Source organism: Klebsiella sp. C360 (genome assembly GCF_048822415.1).
In the GTDB taxonomy this organism is placed as follows: domain Bacteria; phylum Pseudomonadota; class Gammaproteobacteria; order Enterobacterales; family Enterobacteriaceae; genus Klebsiella; species Klebsiella quasipneumoniae.
Window position 1 is genome coordinate 189,875 of record NZ_JBMEZZ010000006.1, and the last position, 16,841, is coordinate 206,715.

The 16,841-nt window shown below is 58.5% G+C and carries 14 protein-coding genes; 11 read left to right on the forward strand and 3 right to left on the reverse strand.

The window, feature by feature from the left end; all coding sequences use genetic code 11:
* Window positions 1-174 precede the first annotated feature (174 nt).
* From lon to ACOI7D_RS17655, 5 genes are all read left to right on the forward strand, one after another.
* A complete protein-coding gene (gene lon / locus ACOI7D_RS17635; protein WP_023288614.1) occupies window positions 175-2,529 on the forward strand; it encodes an endopeptidase La in 2,355 nt (784 codons plus the stop codon).
* Between the two features lie 209 nt (window positions 2,530-2,738).
* A complete protein-coding gene (gene hupB, locus ACOI7D_RS17640; protein ID WP_002444653.1) occupies window positions 2,739-3,011 on the forward strand; it encodes a nucleoid-associated protein HU-beta in 273 nt (90 codons plus the stop codon).
* Between the two features lie 214 nt (window positions 3,012-3,225).
* Window positions 3,226-5,100, forward strand: a complete 1,875-nt coding sequence (ppiD, locus tag ACOI7D_RS17645) for a peptidylprolyl isomerase (RefSeq protein WP_032453854.1) — start codon at window positions 3,226-3,228, stop codon at window positions 5,098-5,100.
* A 148-nt stretch (window positions 5,101-5,248) separates the two neighbouring features.
* Window positions 5,249-5,617 carry a helix-hairpin-helix domain-containing protein gene (locus tag ACOI7D_RS17650; protein WP_023288616.1) on the forward strand — a complete coding sequence of 123 codons (369 nt, stop codon included), beginning with the start codon at window positions 5,249-5,251 and terminating at the stop codon, window positions 5,615-5,617.
* A 111-nt stretch (window positions 5,618-5,728) separates the two neighbouring features.
* On the forward strand, window positions 5,729-6,130 hold the full coding sequence (locus tag ACOI7D_RS17655; RefSeq protein WP_023288617.1) for a YbgC/FadM family acyl-CoA thioesterase: 402 nt from the start codon (window positions 5,729-5,731) through the stop codon (window positions 6,128-6,130).
* A gap of 127 nt (window positions 6,131-6,257) precedes the next feature.
* On the opposite strand, the gene queC is transcribed toward ACOI7D_RS17655, so the two are convergent.
* Both queC and ACOI7D_RS17665 read right to left on the reverse strand, forming a co-directional pair.
* Entirely contained in the window at window positions 6,258-6,959 is a 702-nt protein-coding gene (gene queC / locus ACOI7D_RS17660; RefSeq protein WP_023288618.1) for a 7-cyano-7-deazaguanine synthase QueC, read from the reverse strand.
* A gap of 66 nt (window positions 6,960-7,025) precedes the next feature.
* The gene (locus tag ACOI7D_RS17665) at window positions 7,026-8,723 is read right to left on the reverse strand and encodes an SgrR family transcriptional regulator (protein ID WP_109546603.1); all 1,698 of its coding nucleotides are present in this window, start codon (window positions 8,721-8,723) and stop codon (window positions 7,026-7,028) included.
* A 127-nt stretch (window positions 8,724-8,850) separates the two neighbouring features.
* Here ACOI7D_RS17665 and cof point away from each other — a divergent pair, with 127 nt between their 5' ends.
* On the forward strand, window positions 8,851-9,669 hold the full coding sequence (gene cof, locus ACOI7D_RS17670) for an HMP-PP phosphatase (RefSeq protein WP_109546602.1): 819 nt from the start codon (window positions 8,851-8,853) through the stop codon (window positions 9,667-9,669).
* A 45-nt stretch (window positions 9,670-9,714) separates the two neighbouring features.
* Here the strand turns inward: cof and ACOI7D_RS17675 are convergent, their stop codons facing one another.
* The gene (locus ACOI7D_RS17675; RefSeq protein ID WP_023288621.1) at window positions 9,715-10,767 is read right to left on the reverse strand and encodes a PLP-dependent cysteine synthase family protein; all 1,053 of its coding nucleotides are present in this window, start codon (window positions 10,765-10,767) and stop codon (window positions 9,715-9,717) included.
* Between the two features lie 115 nt (window positions 10,768-10,882).
* Here ACOI7D_RS17675 and ACOI7D_RS17680 point away from each other — a divergent pair, with 115 nt between their 5' ends.
* From ACOI7D_RS17680 to amtB, 5 genes are all read left to right on the forward strand, one after another.
* A complete protein-coding gene (locus tag ACOI7D_RS17680; RefSeq protein WP_004204786.1) occupies window positions 10,883-11,341 on the forward strand; it encodes an Lrp/AsnC family transcriptional regulator in 459 nt (152 codons plus the stop codon).
* A 43-nt stretch (window positions 11,342-11,384) separates the two neighbouring features.
* Window positions 11,385-13,157, forward strand: a complete 1,773-nt coding sequence (locus ACOI7D_RS17685) for a SmdA family multidrug ABC transporter permease/ATP-binding protein (RefSeq protein ID WP_109546601.1) — start codon at window positions 11,385-11,387, stop codon at window positions 13,155-13,157.
* Entirely contained in the window at window positions 13,150-14,928 is a 1,779-nt protein-coding gene (locus tag ACOI7D_RS17690; RefSeq protein WP_109546600.1) for a SmdB family multidrug efflux ABC transporter permease/ATP-binding protein, read from the forward strand. The genes ACOI7D_RS17685 and ACOI7D_RS17690 overlap by 8 nt, the downstream gene beginning before the upstream one ends.
* A 243-nt stretch (window positions 14,929-15,171) precedes the next feature.
* Entirely contained in the window at window positions 15,172-15,510 is a 339-nt protein-coding gene (gene glnK / locus ACOI7D_RS17695) for a P-II family nitrogen regulator (RefSeq protein WP_002891893.1), read from the forward strand.
* Window positions 15,511-15,543: 33 nt separating this feature from the next.
* Window positions 15,544-16,830 carry an ammonium transporter AmtB gene (gene amtB / locus ACOI7D_RS17700; protein WP_004204781.1) on the forward strand — a complete coding sequence of 429 codons (1,287 nt, stop codon included), beginning with the start codon at window positions 15,544-15,546 and terminating at the stop codon, window positions 16,828-16,830.
* The last annotated feature ends 11 nt before the right edge of the window (window positions 16,831-16,841 follow it).

The following is a 16,841-nucleotide window of genomic DNA, read 5'->3' on the forward strand; positions in this document are numbered from 1 at the left end:
TCACTCAAGCAGTTAACAAAAAGGGGGGATTTTATCTCCCCTTTTATTTTTCCTGCATTCCCGCCGTTGAATGTGTGGAATACATCCCCATATACTGGATTACATATTAACGACGATGCAGTGGAGTGTGGCGTCGTCGGCTACCTGGCGGACTTTAAACTAAGAGAGAGCTCTATGAATCCTGAGCGTTCTGAACGCATTGAAATCCCCGTATTGCCGTTGCGCGATGTGGTGGTTTATCCGCACATGGTCATACCCCTGTTCGTAGGGCGGGAAAAATCTATCCGTTGCCTCGAAGCGGCCATGGACCATGATAAAAAAATCATGCTGGTTGCGCAGAAAGAAGCGTCGACGGATGAGCCGGGTGTAAACGATCTTTTCACCGTTGGAACCGTGGCGTCTATTTTGCAGATGCTGAAGCTGCCGGACGGCACCGTGAAGGTGCTGGTCGAAGGGCTACAGCGTGCACGCATTTCTGCGCTGTCTGATAATGGCGAACATTTCTCGGCGAAAGCGGAGTATCTCGACTCGCCGGCGATTGACGAACGTGAGCAGGAAGTGCTGGTTCGTACCGCTATCAGCCAGTTTGAAGGCTATATCAAGCTGAATAAAAAGATCCCACCGGAAGTGCTGACGTCGCTGAACAGCATCGACGATCCGGCGCGCCTGGCGGATACCATCGCGGCGCATATGCCGCTGAAGCTGGCGGACAAGCAGTCCGTGCTGGAGATGTCCGACGTCAACGAACGTCTGGAATATCTGATGGCGATGATGGAATCGGAAATCGATCTGCTGCAGGTTGAGAAGCGCATTCGCAACCGCGTCAAAAAGCAGATGGAGAAATCCCAGCGCGAGTACTATCTGAACGAGCAAATGAAAGCGATTCAGAAAGAACTCGGCGAGATGGACGACGCCCCGGACGAAAACGAAGCGCTGAAGCGCAAGATCGACGCGGCGAAAATGCCGAAAGAGGCGAAAGAGAAAACCGAAGCGGAACTGCAGAAGCTGAAGATGATGTCGCCGATGTCTGCGGAAGCGACCGTCGTGCGTGGCTACATCGACTGGATGGTGCAGGTGCCGTGGAATGCGCGCAGTAAGGTCAAGAAAGACCTGCGTCAGGCCCAGGAGATCCTCGATACCGATCACTATGGCCTGGAGCGCGTGAAGGACCGCATCCTTGAGTATCTCGCGGTGCAGAGCCGGGTCAACAAAATCAAGGGGCCGATCCTCTGCCTGGTGGGACCGCCGGGGGTAGGTAAAACCTCGTTGGGTCAATCTATCGCCAAAGCGACCGGCCGGAAATACGTCCGCATGGCGCTGGGCGGCGTGCGCGATGAAGCGGAAATTCGCGGTCATCGTCGGACCTATATTGGCTCGATGCCGGGCAAACTGATCCAGAAAATGGCGAAAGTGGGGGTGAAAAACCCGCTGTTCCTGCTGGATGAGATCGACAAAATGTCTTCCGACATGCGCGGCGACCCGGCTTCCGCGTTGCTTGAGGTGCTGGATCCGGAACAGAACGTGGCCTTTAACGACCACTATCTGGAAGTGGATTACGATCTCAGCGACGTGATGTTCGTGGCGACGTCCAACTCCATGAACATTCCGGCGCCGCTGCTGGACCGTATGGAAGTAATTCGCCTCTCGGGTTACACCGAAGATGAAAAACTGAACATCGCCAAGCGTCACCTGCTGCCGAAGCAGATCGAACGCAACGCGCTGAAGAAAGGCGAGCTGACCGTCGACGATAGCGCCATTATCGGCATTATTCGTTACTACACCCGTGAAGCGGGCGTTCGTAGCCTGGAGCGTGAAATCTCCAAGCTGTGCCGTAAGGCCGTTAAGCAGCTGTTGCTGGATAAAACGCTGAAACACATCGAAATTAACGGTGAGAATCTGCATGATTATCTCGGCGTGCAGCGCTTCGACTATGGCCGCGCCGATAGTGAGAACCGCGTCGGTCAGGTGACCGGTCTGGCGTGGACGGAAGTGGGCGGCGATCTGCTGACCATCGAAACCGCCTGCGTACCGGGTAAAGGCAAACTGACCTACACCGGCTCGCTGGGCGAGGTGATGCAGGAGTCGATTCAGGCTGCGCTGACCGTGGTACGTTCGCGGGCGGACAAGCTGGGCATTAACGCCGACTTCTACGAGAAGCGTGATATTCACGTCCACGTACCGGAAGGGGCGACGCCGAAGGATGGTCCGAGCGCGGGTATCGCCATGTGTACGGCGCTGGTCTCCTGCCTGACCGGCAACCCGGTACGCGCCGATGTGGCGATGACCGGGGAGATTACGCTGCGTGGTCAGGTGCTGCCGATCGGCGGTCTGAAGGAAAAACTGCTCGCGGCGCATCGCGGAGGTATTAAGACTGTTCTGATTCCTGATGAGAACAAACGCGACCTTGAAGAAATTCCGGATAACGTTATCGCCGATTTGGATATCCATCCGGTGAAACGAATCGAGGAAGTTCTGACACTTGCGCTGCAGAACGAACCGTTCGGCATGCAGGTTGTGACCGCGAAATAGTGATTCTGCGCAAATTGCGCTGATAAAAATAGGGCTGGTAAGTCATTTCGGACTTGCCAGCCTTTTTTTGTGTAGCTAACTTAGATCGCTGGCAGGGGGGTCATCGACAACTGCTGTTGTAAGGGCATGACAGTCCTGATATAACTGCTGCGCGGTCGCACTATGAAGGACTCTGGTGCGATATAAATTATAAAGAGAGGAAGAGAACAGTGAATAAATCTCAACTGATTGACAAAATTGCTGCGGGTGCGGACATTTCTAAAGCTGCAGCTGGACGTGCGTTAGATGCTTTAATCGCTTCTGTTACTGAATCTCTGCAGGCTGGGGATGACGTTGCGCTGGTAGGTTTCGGTACCTTTGCTGTTAAAGAACGTGCCGCCCGTACTGGTCGCAACCCACAAACAGGTAAAGAAATTACTATCGCTGCCGCAAAAGTGCCGGGCTTCCGTGCTGGTAAAGCGCTGAAAGACGCGGTGAACTGATCGGCTTTCCCGTCAGGGAATGTGACGAAGTACAAGGGCGCATCGTGAGATGTGCCTTTTTTATTGCCTTTTCAGACCACTTTATGTGTGTTTATCGCCACTTGTGGGCTGACAATCACCCTGTTTTCTTGTCAAAATACGTCCTCACGCGCGGCGGCCATCACGTGCTATGCTGCGCGAGCTAAAGTCATCTACAGCGGAGCGTTGTTACACCATGATGGACAACCTACGCACGGCCGCCAACAGCGTCGTGCTCAAGATTATTTTCGGTATCATTATCGTCTCGTTCATTTTGACCGGGGTGAGTGGTTACCTGATTGGCGGTGGCAAAAACTATGCCGCAAAAGTGAATGGCCAGGAGATTGGCCGTGGGCAGTTTGAAAACGCCGTCGCCAGCGAACGTAACCGTATGCAGCAGCAGCTTGGCGACCAGTTCTCCGAGCTGGCGGCGAACGAAAACTACATGAAAACCATGCGCCAGCAGGTGCTGAACCGCCTGATCGATGAGTCGCTTCTGGATCAGTATGCCCGCGAGCTGGGCCTCAGCATCAGCGATGAGCAGGTGAAGCAGGCGATCTTCCAGACCCAGGCGTTCCAGACGAACGGTAAGTTCGACAACCAGCGTTTCAGCGGTATTGTCGCCCAGATGGGAATGACCACCGATCAGTACGCCCAGGCGCTGCGTAACCAGCTGACCACGCAGCAGCTGATTAACGCCATTGCGGGTACCGACTTCATGCTGCCGGGCGAGTCCGATCAGCTGGCGGCGCTGGTGTCTCAGCAGCGTGTCGTCCGCGAAGCGACCATCAACGTCAACGCCCTGGCGGCAAAACAGACCGCCAGCGATGAGGAAATCAACGCTTTCTGGCAGCAGAATCAGGCCCGTTTTATGGCGCCGGAGCAGTTCCGCGTGAGCTACATCAAGATGGATGCCGCCAGCATGCAGGAAAACGCCTCTGACGAAGAAATCCAGTCATGGTATGACCAGCATAAAGATCAGTTCACTCAGCCGCAGCGTAATCGCTACAGCGTGATTCAGACTAAAACTGAAGCCGACGCGAAAGCGGTGCTGGCCGAGCTGCAAAAAGGCGCTGATTTCGCCACGCTGGCAAAAGAAAAATCGACCGATATTATTTCTGCCCGCAACGGCGGCGATATGGGGTGGATGGAAGATGCCTCTACCGTGCCTGAGCTGAAAGAGGCCGGCCTGAAAGAGAAAGGCCAGCTCTCCGGGGTGATCAAATCCTCGGTTGGCTTCCTGGTGGCCCGTCTGGACGACGTCCAGCCGGCGCAGGTCAAACCGCTGGCTGACGTGCGCAATGACATTGCGGCGAAAGTGAAGCAGGAGAAAGCGCTGGATGCTTACTATGCGCTGCAGCAGAAGGTGAGCGATGCGGCCAGCAACGATAATGAATCGCTGGCGGGCGCGGCGCAGGTCGCCGGAGTGCAGGTGGTGGAAACCGGCTGGTTTGGCCGCGATAACCTGCCGGAAGAGCTGAACTTTAAACCGGTCGCTGACGCTATCTTCAACGGCGGTCTGGTCGGTGTGAACGGCGCGCCGGGCAGCAACTCTGACATCATTACCGTTGATGGCGATCGCGCCTTTGTTCTGCGTATCAGCGAGCACAAAGCCGAGGCGGTGAAACCGCTGGCCGAAGTGAAGGCGCAGGTCAGCGATATCGTTAAGCACAATAAAGCGGAACAGCAGGCGAAGCTGGATGCCGATAAGCTGCTGGCGGCGCTGAAAGACGGCAAAGGCGATGAGGCGATGAAGGCGGCTGGCCTGAGCTTTGGCGCGCCACAGACGCTTTCCCGTACCGGCCAGGATCCGCTGAGCCAGCTGGCATTCACTCTGCCGCTGCCGCAGCAGGGCAAACCGGTCTATGGCGTTGGCAGCAACATGCAAGGCGATGTGGTGCTGGTGGCGCTGGATGAAGTGAAAGCAGGCAGCATGCCGGAAGAGCAGAAGAAGGCTATGGTTCAGGGGATTACCCAGAACAATGCCCAAATCGCTTTCGAAGCGCTGATGAGCAACCTGCGCAAGGCGGCGAAAATTAAGCTGGGCGACAGCATCGACCAGCAGCAGTAATTTCGCGTCGTTTCGCAAAAATACGCAACACCATGTAATCCTCAGGGGCCGCTTTCGCGGCCCTTTCCATTTCTGTGATTTGCCTTTTGTCGGCCATCCGCACTGACGCTATCGTAGCCTTGCTGTCTACACACAAGGAGATATCAGCATGAAATATGGAATAAAAGCACTGATGGCCGCGGGCGTTCTGGTTTTCGCGGTAGGCGCACAGGGCGCGCTGGCCGCCCCCGCCAGCGGCAAAGCGGTGGTAACCAAAGAGCATGTCCCGGCGTCCTCTTCGGCGAAAGCGAAAGCGGAACCCGGCGAGGCCGACAACGGGGCGACCAAAGTCAGCATTAACCACGCCAGCGCCGAGCAGCTGGCGCAGGCTCTGAATGGCGTGGGGTTGAAAAAAGCCCAGGCGATTGTCAGCTACCGTGAGGAGTACGGGCCGTTTAAAACCCTTGATGACCTGAAGCAGGTCCCGGGGATGGGCAGTGCGCTGGTGGAGCGGAATTTAGCCCATCTGACGCTGTAAATTTTATGCCAGCGCTTGCACAGCGGTGATTTTTTGCCAGGATAAAGAGGTTGCATTAAGTGGTGTGACCTCTTACCTCACAAACAACAATAACAGAAAGGCATTGATGCTATGCAGACACAAATTAAAGTTCGCGGCTATCATCTGGACGTCTACCAGCATGTGAATAACGCACGCTACCTGGAGTTCCTTGAGGAGGCCCGCTGGGATGGTCTGGAAAATAGTCCGGCGTTTCAGTGGATGACCGAGAAAAACATCGCCTTCGTGGTGGTGAATATTAATATCAACTACCGCCGTCCGGCGGTCCTGGGCGATGTGCTGACGGTGAGCAGCAAACTGGAGCAACTCAACGGCAAAAGCGGCACGCTCAGCCAGGTGGTCACCCTCAACCCCAATGGCGAGGTGGTGGCCGATGCGCTGATCACCTTCGTCTGTATTGATTTGAAAACCCAGAAGGCGCTGCCGCTGGAAGGGGAACTGCGTGAGAAACTCGACCAGATGAACTTGCGCTGACAACCGTCGCGTGCGTGCCGGGCGGTGGCGCGCTTCGACCTCCTGAAGGTAATGAACCCCTTGCCCCGGTATGCGTAGCGCCACCGGGGAATTTGGACTGAAGCTTCGGGCAGATACCTCTCGGAGGCTATGCCTGTGTCAAGCCGGTTTTTTGCTTCATCACCGCCATTACCCCGACCTTATCGGCCAGATATTGGTTGAGCCCGTTAGCGCGCAGGTTGCAGGCGGCGCACTGGCCGCAGCCATCGCCCTTAATGCCGTTGTAGCAGGTGAGGGTTTCCCGGCGCACCAGATCCAACTGACCCCAGTAGTCGGCCAGCGCCCAGGTCTCGGCTTTGTTCAGCCACATCAGTGGGGTTTCAAAGCGAATGTCTTTCGCCATCCCAAGGCTGACGGCGTGGTGCAGCGCTTTGACAAACTCATCGCGGCAGTCCGGGTAGCCGGAGAAGTCGGTCTCGCACACGCCGGTGATGATAGCGTCGGCTTTTACCTGATAGGCGTAGATTGCCGTCAGGGTTAAAAACAGAATATTGCGGCCCGGGACAAAAGTATTGGGAATGCCCTCGGCATCAGGCTGATAGTCCGGTACCGGAATGTTATCGCGGGTCAGGCTGCTGACCGCCAGTTCATTGAGCAGGGTAACGTCCAGCACTTTATGCGCGACGGCGCCAAGTTTCAGGGCGAGTTCGCGCGCAACGTCGATTTCCGCGCGGTGGCGTTGGCCATAATCAAAAGTGACGCAATGCACTTCATCATACTGTTGCAGAGCCTGCACCAGACAGGTGGTTGAATCTTGTCCTCCGCTGAAGACAACTACGGCGCGTTTCATGGCAATTCCTGACTTAATGAGTAAAGGCGATATGGTAGCGCCAGACGCCCGCCACCACCAGCTCTCTCACGTCGACGCCGGCAGCCAGGCGCTGGCGAAGTCGAACCAGCCGCGGGCGTTGAGGCGCAAGCCATTGACACCCGGCGGGGCGCTGATCCGATAGTTGTATTTAAACAGCGGCGTCATGATGGCGTCTTCCATCAGGTTGTTGAATACGTTGCGCAGCGCATCGTTGCGGCTGCGGGCTTCCGGCTGCGCCTGTACCGCGTCTAATGTCGCCTGCAGATGGGCATATTGAGCCCCGGTCAGCAAATTGGGCCACAGCATATCGCAGCGCAGCCACTGCTCCAGGGCATACTCTGGCGCTTCGCCGATCAGGCGGTCGCCCATCATCAGGTCGGCCTGCCCCAGATGCTGGCAGCCCTCCCAGTTTTTGGCGTCATGAAACAGAAGCGTCAGCTCGCAGCCCAGTACAGCCAGCCGCTGTCTCAGCTGTTCGGCCATGGCGTGGAGTTCGACCGGCAGATGGTAGAGCAGCGTGAGCCTGGCCGGCAGCGGCACCGCGCTGTTTTCCGTCCCCTGCGGGATGGACCATCCCGGCAACACCTCATGGCTTGGCGTAATCAGATCCTCGTCGAGCGGCAGCGTTTCCAGCAACGATGAGCGGTGAATTATCGATACCAGCCGCTGGGCCTGCGCTTTGCTAAGCCGAGGGCTGTGACGCAGGGTCAGATAGCAGAAGCCAAGACTGATGCTGTTGCTGACCTGGCGCAGGTTATGGAGCTCTTCGCGATCGCCAATCGTGATCTGCACCGGGTGGCGGCAGCTGGTCCCGAGATCGCGATCGAAGAGCTGGGGGGTGATCCAGTACTCCACCGCCTGGATCAGCGGATGCCGCAGATGGTAGCGGGGATGGTTCTCCAGGCGGACGAGTTCCGGACTAAACCGCTTCAGGCGGAACGGTCCGCAGCCGATGGCCGGATCGTCAGGATGGGCCAGCACGCTGCAATAGCTGGCGAGGCGGAACGGCAGCCAGTAGTCAGGACGATGCAGCGTGATGGTGAGGCACTGGGCGTGAGTGACATCGATGCGGCTGATGCTGGCGAAGAGGGTCCGCAAGGCGGGCAGATCCAGCAGCAGCAGTAAGCGCTGCCGCAGCTGTGCGGTTTCCACCGCATCGCCGTTGTGCCAGCACAGCGTGGAGCGGATATAAAACTGCCAGCGCAGGCCGTCAGGGGAGACCTGCCAGTGGTGCGCCAGATCGCCGATCGGCATAGTGTCGCCTTCGTCGAAGCGCGTCAGCCCGGCATAGATCTGCCCGGCCAGATGCTGCTCGGCGCGTCCGGGCAGAAAGCCGGGGCGTAGCGGCTCCAGCGGGCGATAGTATGGAATACGCAGCGTCGGGGTATTGTTTTGCCACTGACCGCCCAGAAAGGGGTGGAGCAGGGCTTTCAGCTCCACCGGGGCCAGCTGCGCCAGCTCCAGCGCGTTTTGCTGCTGACCTTTATGCAGCGCCAGCTCCATCATCTCATTGCGCAAACGTTCCGGCGTTTTGTAAAAAGAGAGCAGTCCGCGCTTGCCGCGCCCGGAGCGGGCCTGCCAGCTTAACCATCCGGCCTCTTGCGCCTGACGCAGCAGGGTACGGACGTGGCGTTCGCTGCAAAAACAGCGTTCCGCCAGTTCGCCGACGGTGACCTGCTGCGGCGCCCCGGCTGAGGGTTGCCACAGCCGCTGGTACTGATTTAAACGGTGTAAGAGTCGCATAAGCACTGTCGTCCACCGGGCCGTAATAAACCCGGAACAATTTATATTATCTATTCACTATTACTTCCGTATATCCCAGGTGATACTGCAGCACAAGCGAAGCCCATCACACATTGGGGAAAACACCATGGCAAAACTGGCAGCATTTGATATGGACGGCACCTTGCTGATGCCGGACCATCGTCTCGGAGAAAAGACGCTCACCGCGCTGAAACGGCTGCGGGAACGCGATATCACCCTGACGTTCGCCACCGGCCGCCATGCGCTGGAGATGCACCATGTGATGGGTGAGTTTTCCCTGGACGCCTTTCTGATCACGGGCAACGGGACGCGCATCCACTCGCTGGAAGGGGAGGAGCTGTACCGTCAGGATCTCAATCCCGAGGTAGCGGAAGAAGTGCTGCATAGTCGATGGGATACCCGGGCCAGCATGCACGTGTTTAATGACGGCGGTTGGTTCACCGGCCAGGCAAGGCCAGAGCTGCTGAAGGCGCATGTCTTTAGCGGGTTTCGCTATCAACTGTGCGATCCGAAACGTATGTCGGCGCATCATGTCACCAAGATCTGCTTCTGCGGCGATCATGACGATCTGCGCCGCCTGCGGATCCAACTGAATGAGGCGCTGGGCCAGCGCGCGTTTCTCAGCTTCTCGGCGATGGACTGTCTGGAAGTGCTGCCGGTTGGCTGCAATAAAGGCGCGGCGCTGGCGAGGCTGAGCCAGCACCTGGGCCTCACCCTACAGGAGTGCATGGCCTTCGGCGATGCGATGAACGATCGCGAGATGCTTCGCAGCGTCGGGCGGGGGTTCATCATGGGCAACGCGATGCCGCAGCTGAAAGCCGAGCTGCCGCATCTCCCGGTTATCGGCGACTGCCGGCATCAGGCGGTCTCCCATTTTTTAACGCATTGGCTGGATAATCCTGATCTTCCTTATTCCCCCGAATAGAGAGACCCTTCCAGCAAGCCAGATAGCATTCTATCTGGCTTTTTTTTATGTTCTGCCGACCAGCCGGGCGAGCTCCGCCTGCCAGGGGGCGATATCGCCGATGTTGGCCGCCACCCACTGTGGGTTGTAATAGCTTTCCAGATAACGCTCGCCGCTGTCGCACAGTAGGGTCACGAGGGAACCCGTGCGTCCTTCCTCGCGCATCCGCGCGGCCAGCTGCAGCACCCCCCACATATTGGTTCCGGTCGAGGCGCCGACTTTTCGTCCAAGCTGCGTTTCCAGCCACAAAGCAGTGGCCACGCTTGCCGCATCCGGCACGCGCAGCATCTCATCGACAACGTCGGGAATAAATGATGGCTCGACCCGCGGGCGGCCGATGCCTTCAATTTTGCTGCCGACCGGGCTGCGCAGGCTGGCGTCGCGAGTCTGCCAGTAATCGAGGAACACCGAATTTTGCGGGTCGACAACCATCAGCTGCGTCTCGTAGCCCTGGCTGCGAATATAGCGGCCAATGGTCGCTGAGGTGCCGCCGGTGCCGGCGCTCATCACGATCCACGATGGCTGCGGATGCGGCTCATGGCTCATCTGGCGGAAAATACTGTCGGCGATATTGTTATTGCCGCGCCAGTCGGTGGCCCGCTCGGCGAAGGTAAACTGATCCATATAGTGACCGTTCAGCTCGCGCGCCAGCGTTTCGGAAGCCGCGTAGATTTCGCAGGCGTTCTGCACAAAATGGCAGCGTCCGCCGTAGAACTCGATCTGTTCGATTTTGCGTCTGGCGGTGCAGGAGGGCATCACGGCGATAAACGGCAGCCCCAGCAGGCGGGCGAAATAGGCTTCAGAAACCGCGGTCGAACCCGAAGACGATTCGATAATCGTGGTGCCTTCTTTGATCCAGCCGTTGCACAGGCCATAGAGAAACAGCGACCGCGCCAGACGGTGTTTGAGGCTACCGGTCGGATGCGTACTTTCATCCTTCAGATAAATCGGGATCCCGGGAAAACCAGGCAGCGCCAGGCGAATCAGGTGTGTATCGGCGGAACGCTGATAGTCGGCGTTAATTTCACTAATGGCGTGTTTTACCCAGGCGCTATTCATCTCGGATTCCTGTTTGTCATTTTGTGCCCAGCTTAGCGGATTGTGCGGGAAAAATTGTTGCTATTTAGCCTTTCAATTACAATTGCGGGAGTAAATTATTCTCTCTGGTGGCCCTATGTTAGATAAAATTGACCGTAAGCTGCTGGCGCTGCTGCAGGAAGATTGCACCCTCTCTTTGCAGGCGCTGGCTGATGCCGTTAATCTGACCACGACCCCTTGCTGGAAACGCCTGAAACGACTCGAGGATGAGGGTATTCTCCGCGGGCGCGTCGCCTTACTGGATGCGGAAAAGGTGGGGCTGGGGCTGACGGCGTTTGTCCTGATCAAGACCCAACATCACAGCAGCGACTGGTATTGCCATTTTGTGAGCGAAGTGACGCAGATGGCTGAAGTGCTCGGCTTCTGGCGGATGGCGGGGGAGTATGATTATCTGCTGCGGGTGCAGGTGGCCGATATGAAGCGCTATGACGACTTTTATAAACGTTTGGTGAACAGCGTGCCGGGGCTGTCGGATGTCACTTCGAGTTTTGCCATGGAACAGATAAAATACACCACCGCCTTGCCTGTCGAATAACGGTATTGCGCCGTAACCCATTACAAAATCAGGATCTTACTGCTTGCGATTATTTGCACAACTCAGCTGGTATTTCCGCCGGGAGTGGCGCCGCTATCTTGGCGCCATTGCCCTGCTGGCCGTTATTGCCGTCCTGCAGCTTGTTCCGCCGAAGGTGGTGGGCATTGTGGTCGACGGCGTGACGCAACAACATTACACCGCGGAGAAGGTGTGGATGTGGATCGGCGCGCTGGTGCTGATCGCGGTGATGGTTTACCTGCTGCGCTATGTCTGGCGCGTGCTGCTGTTCGGCGCCTCTTACCAGCTGGCGGTTGAACTGCGGGAAGATTTTTACCGGCAGCTGAGCCGCCAGCATCCGGCGTTCTATTTGCGCCATCGCACCGGGGATCTGATCGCCCGCGCCACCAACGACGTGGACCGGGTGGTGTTTGCCGCCGGCGAAGGGGTGTTAACCCTGGTGGATTCTCTGGTGATGGGCTGTGCGGTGTTGATTGTGATGTCGACGCAGATTAGCTGGCAGCTCACCCTGCTGGCGCTGCTGCCGATGCCGCTGATGGCCCTGGCGATCAAACGCAACGGCGATGCCCTTCACGAACGTTTTCGCGTTGCCCAGGCGGCCTTTTCCAGCCTCAACGATCGCACGCAGGAGAGCCTGACCAGCATCCGCATGATTAAGGCGTTCGGGCTGGAGGATCGCCAGTCGGCGCAGTTTGCCGCCGATGCGGCCGATACCGGAGCGAAAAATATGCGCGTGGCGCGCATTGACGCTCGCTTCGATCCTACTATCTATATCGCCATCGGGGCGGCGAATCTGCTGGCCATCGGCGGCGGCAGCTGGATGGTGATCCACGGTAGTCTGACGCTGGGTCAGCTCACCAGCTTTGTGATGTACCTTGGTCTGATGATCTGGCCGATGCTGGCGCTGGCGTGGATGTTTAACATCGTGGAGCGCGGTAGCGCGGCCTATGGTCGTATTCGCACCATGCTCGAAGAGGCGCCGGCGGTGGACGACGGGACCGAGACGGTACCGGCTGGCCGCGGCGTCCTGCAGGTCGCTATCCGCGATTTCATCTATCCGCAGGCGAGCAAGCCTTCGCTGGAACAGGTTAATTTTACCCTGCAGCCGGGGCAAATGCTGGGCATCTGCGGGCCGACGGGCGCTGGCAAAAGCACCATTCTGGCCCTGCTGCAGCGCCATTTTGACGTCACCAGCGGCGAGATCCGCTTTCACGATCTGCCGCTACCGCGTCTGCAGCTCGACAGCTGGCGCGAACGGCTGGCGGTGGTCAATCAGACGCCGTTTTTATTCTCCGATACCGTCGCCAATAATATCGCGCTGGGAAAACCGGACGCGACGCCGGAACAGATTGAGCGGGTGGCGCGGCTGGCCAGCGTGCATGACGACATTCTGCGTCTGCCCCAGGGTTACGATACCGAAGTGGGCGAGCGCGGCGTGATGCTCTCCGGCGGCCAGAAACAGCGCATCTCGATTGCCCGCGCCCTGCTGCTGGAGGCCGAAATTCTGATCCTTGATGATGCTTTATCCGCGGTGGATGGCCGCACCGAACACCAGATCCTGCATAACCTGCGCCAGTGGGGAGAGGGGCGGACGGTGATCATCAGCGCCCACCGCCTGTCGGCGCTGACTGAGGCCAGCGAAATCCTGGTGCTGCAGCATGGGCATGTCGCCCAGCGCGGCCGCCATGAGGCGCTGGCGGTGCAGCCCGGCTGGTACCGCGACATGTACCGGTATCAGCAGCTGGAAGCCGCGCTCGACGAGGTTCCCCAGGAGCAAGAGGAGGCCCTGGATGCGTAGCTTTACCGAACTCTGGCCGACGCTTAAACGCCTGCTGGCCTATGGTTCACCGTGGCGTAAGCCGCTGGCCATCGCGGTGGCGATGATGTGGATCGCGGCGGCGGCGGAGGTGAGCGGCCCGCTGCTTATCAGCTATTTCATTGACAATATGGTGGCGAAACAGACTCTGCCGTTGAAGCTGGTGGCAGGCCTGGCGGCAGCCTATATCGGTCTGCAGCTGCTGGCGGCGCTACTGCATTATAACCAGTCGCTGCTGTTTAACCGCGCCGCGGTCGGCGTGGTCCAGCAGTTACGCAGCGATGTGATGGATGCCGCCCTGCATCAGCCGCTCAGCGAGTTTGATACTCAGCCGGTCGGGCAGCTGATCTCACGCGTGACCAACGATACCGAAGTCATTCGTGACCTGTATGTGACGGTAGTGGCGACGGTGCTGCGCAGCGCGGCGCTGATCGGCGCGATGCTGGTGGCGATGTTTAGCCTCGACTGGCGGATGGCGCTGGTGGCGATCGCGATTTTCCCGGCGGTGCTGATCGTGATGATCATTTATCAGCGCTATAGCACGCCGATCGTGCGCCGGGTGCGCGCCTGGCTTGCCGACATCAACGATGGCTTTAACGAAGTGATCAACGGCATGGGGGTCATCCAGCAGTTTCGCCAGCAGGCGCGCTTTGGCGAACGGATGCGCGAGGCCAGCTACGCCCACTACCTGGCGCGGATGCAGACGCTGCGCCTGGACGGTTTTCTGCTGCGTCCGCTGCTGAGCTTCTTTTCCTCGCTGGTGCTGTGCGGGCTGCTGATGCTGTTCGGCTTTAGCGCGGCGGGCACGATTGAGGTCGGGGTGCTGTACGCGTTTATCAGCTATCTCGGACGCCTCAACGAGCCGCTCATTGAGCTGACCACCCAGCAGTCGATGTTGCAGCAGGCGGTGGTCGCCGGCGAACGCGTTTTCGAACTGATGGACCGTCCGCGCCAGGCGTGGGGCGCCGATGACGCGCCGCTGAGCAGCGGTCGGGTGGAAATCGACCATCTCTCCTTTGCCTACCGCGGGGATCGTCTGGTCCTCCAGGATATCACGCTGGATATACCGTCCCGCAGTTTTGTGGCGCTGGTCGGGCATACCGGCAGTGGGAAGAGTACCCTCGCCAGTCTGATGATGGGCTATTACCCGTTAACCCACGGGGAGATCCGCATCGATGGCCGGCCGCTCTCTTCTCTCAGCCACAGCGCGTTGCGTCGGGGCATCGCGATGGTGCAACAGGATCCGGTGGTGCTGGCGGATACCTTCTACGCCAACGTCGCGCTGGGCCGGGACATCAGCGAAACACAGGTCTGGGAAGCGCTGGAGGCGGTGCAGCTGGCGGCGGTGGCGCGCAGCATGAGCGACGGCCTGTACACCCAACTGGGCGAGCAGGGCAATAATCTCTCCGTCGGACAGAAGCAGCTGCTGGCGCTGGCGCGCGTGCTGGTGGAGACCCCGCAGGTTCTGATTCTGGATGAGGCGACGGCGAACATCGACTCCGGCACCGAGCAGGCGATCCAGCAGGCGCTGGCGAAGGTTCGCCAGCATACCACTCTGGTGGTCATTGCCCATCGTCTGTCGACCATCGTTGAGGCGGATACCATTCTGGTCCTGCATCGCGGTCAGGCCGTCGAGCGGGGCAACCATCAGCAACTGCTGGCGGCGAAAGGCCGCTACTGGCAGATGTATCAGCTACAGCTGGCTGGTGAAGAGCTGGCGGCCAGCGCCAGAGAAGAGTCGCTCAGCGCCTGATGCACCACCAGCAGGCAGCGAAGGCGGGTCGGCCTGTCGTGGTGCAAAAACGTTACATCAAATGCACCGCCGTGGTGCATTTTTGCCCGTTAAACGCCTTTACGCAGGCTAATGCCTGACCTCTCGCCTGTTTTTTGCCATCAAAGGGCCGCTCAGCGGCCTTTTTTCATTTCTGGCATAGCCCTTGCTTTATATCCATCGTGTTAGCTGCGGCCATTACCGAATACTGACTGGAGGGGACTTATGAAGCTGGTTACCGTGGTAATCAAACCATTCAAACTGGAAGACGTGCGTGAAGCCTTGTCTTCCATCGGCATTCAGGGCCTGACGGTCACTGAAGTCAAAGGATTTGGCCGTCAGAAAGGTCATGCGGAGCTCTACCGCGGCGCCGAGTATAGCGTCAACTTTCTGCCAAAAGTGAAGATTGATGTGGCTATCGCCGACGATCAGCTGGATGAAGTTATCGATGTCATCAGCAAAGCGGCTTACACCGGAAAAATTGGCGACGGCAAAATTTTTGTCGCTGAATTGCAGCGCGTCATTCGCATCCGTACCGGCGAAGCTGACGAAGCGGCACTGTAATTTCCAGACCACACAGTGATGGGGAACGAAACAATGAAAATGGCAACAATGAAATCGGGTCTGGGGGCGTTAGCCCTTCTTCCGGGGCTGGCGATGGCCGCGCCTGCGGTGGCGGACAAAGCCGATAATGCGTTTATGATGATTTGCACCGCGCTGGTTCTGTTTATGACTATCCCGGGGATTGCGCTGTTTTACGGCGGGCTGATCCGCGGTAAGAACGTTCTTTCCATGCTGACGCAGGTGATTGTCACCTTTGGCCTCGTCTGCGTACTGTGGGTCATTTATGGCTATACCCTGGCCTTCGGCACCGGCGGCAGCTTCTTCGGCAGCTTTGACTGGGTAATGCTGAAAAATATTGAACTGAAAGCGCTGATGGGCACCTTCTATCAGTATATCCACGTCGCCTTCCAGGGCTCGTTCGCCTGCATCACCGTCGGGCTGATCGTCGGCGCGCTGGCTGAACGTATCCGTTTCTCCGCGGTGCTGATTTTCGTGGTGGTGTGGATGACGCTCTCCTACGTGCCGATTGCGCATATGGTCTGGGGCGGCGGTCTGTTGGCGACCCATGGCGCGCTGGATTTCGCCGGCGGCACCGTTGTGCACATCAACGCCGCGGTCGCCGGGCTGGTGGGCGCCTATATGATGGGCAAACGCGTGGGCTTCGGCAAAGAAGCGTTCAAACCGCATAACCTGCCGATGGTGTTCACCGGCACCGCTATCCTCTATGTGGGCTGGTTCGGCTTCAACGCCGGCTCTGCCAGCGCAGCGAATGAAATCGCGGCCCTGGCGTTCGTTAACACCGTCGTGGCGACCGCCGCAGCTATCCTGGCGTGGACCTTTGGCGAATGGGCTCTGCGCGGCAAACCTTCACTGCTGGGCGCCTGCTCCGGGGCAATTGCCGGTCTGGTTGGCGTTACGCCGGCGTGTGGTTATATCGGTGTCGGCGGCGCGCTGATCGTCGGTATCGCCTCTGGCCTGGCGGGTATCTGGGGCGTGACTGCGCTGAAACGCTGGCTGCGTGTGGATGACCCTTGCGACGTCTTCGGCGTCCACGGCGTCTGCGGCATCGTCGGCTGTATCCTGACCGGTATCTTCGCGGCGACTTCTCTGGGCGGCGTTGGTTATGCGGAAGGCGTCACCATGGGCCATCAGCTGCTGGTGCAGCTGGAAAGTATCGGCATTACCGTGGTCTGGTCCGGCGTCGTCGCTTTCATCGGCTACAAAGTGGCGGATATGACCGTAGGGCTGCGCGTACCGGAAGAGCAGGAGCGCGAAGGGCTGGACGTCAACAGCCATGGCGAAAACGCCTACAACGCCTGACAGAAAACCCT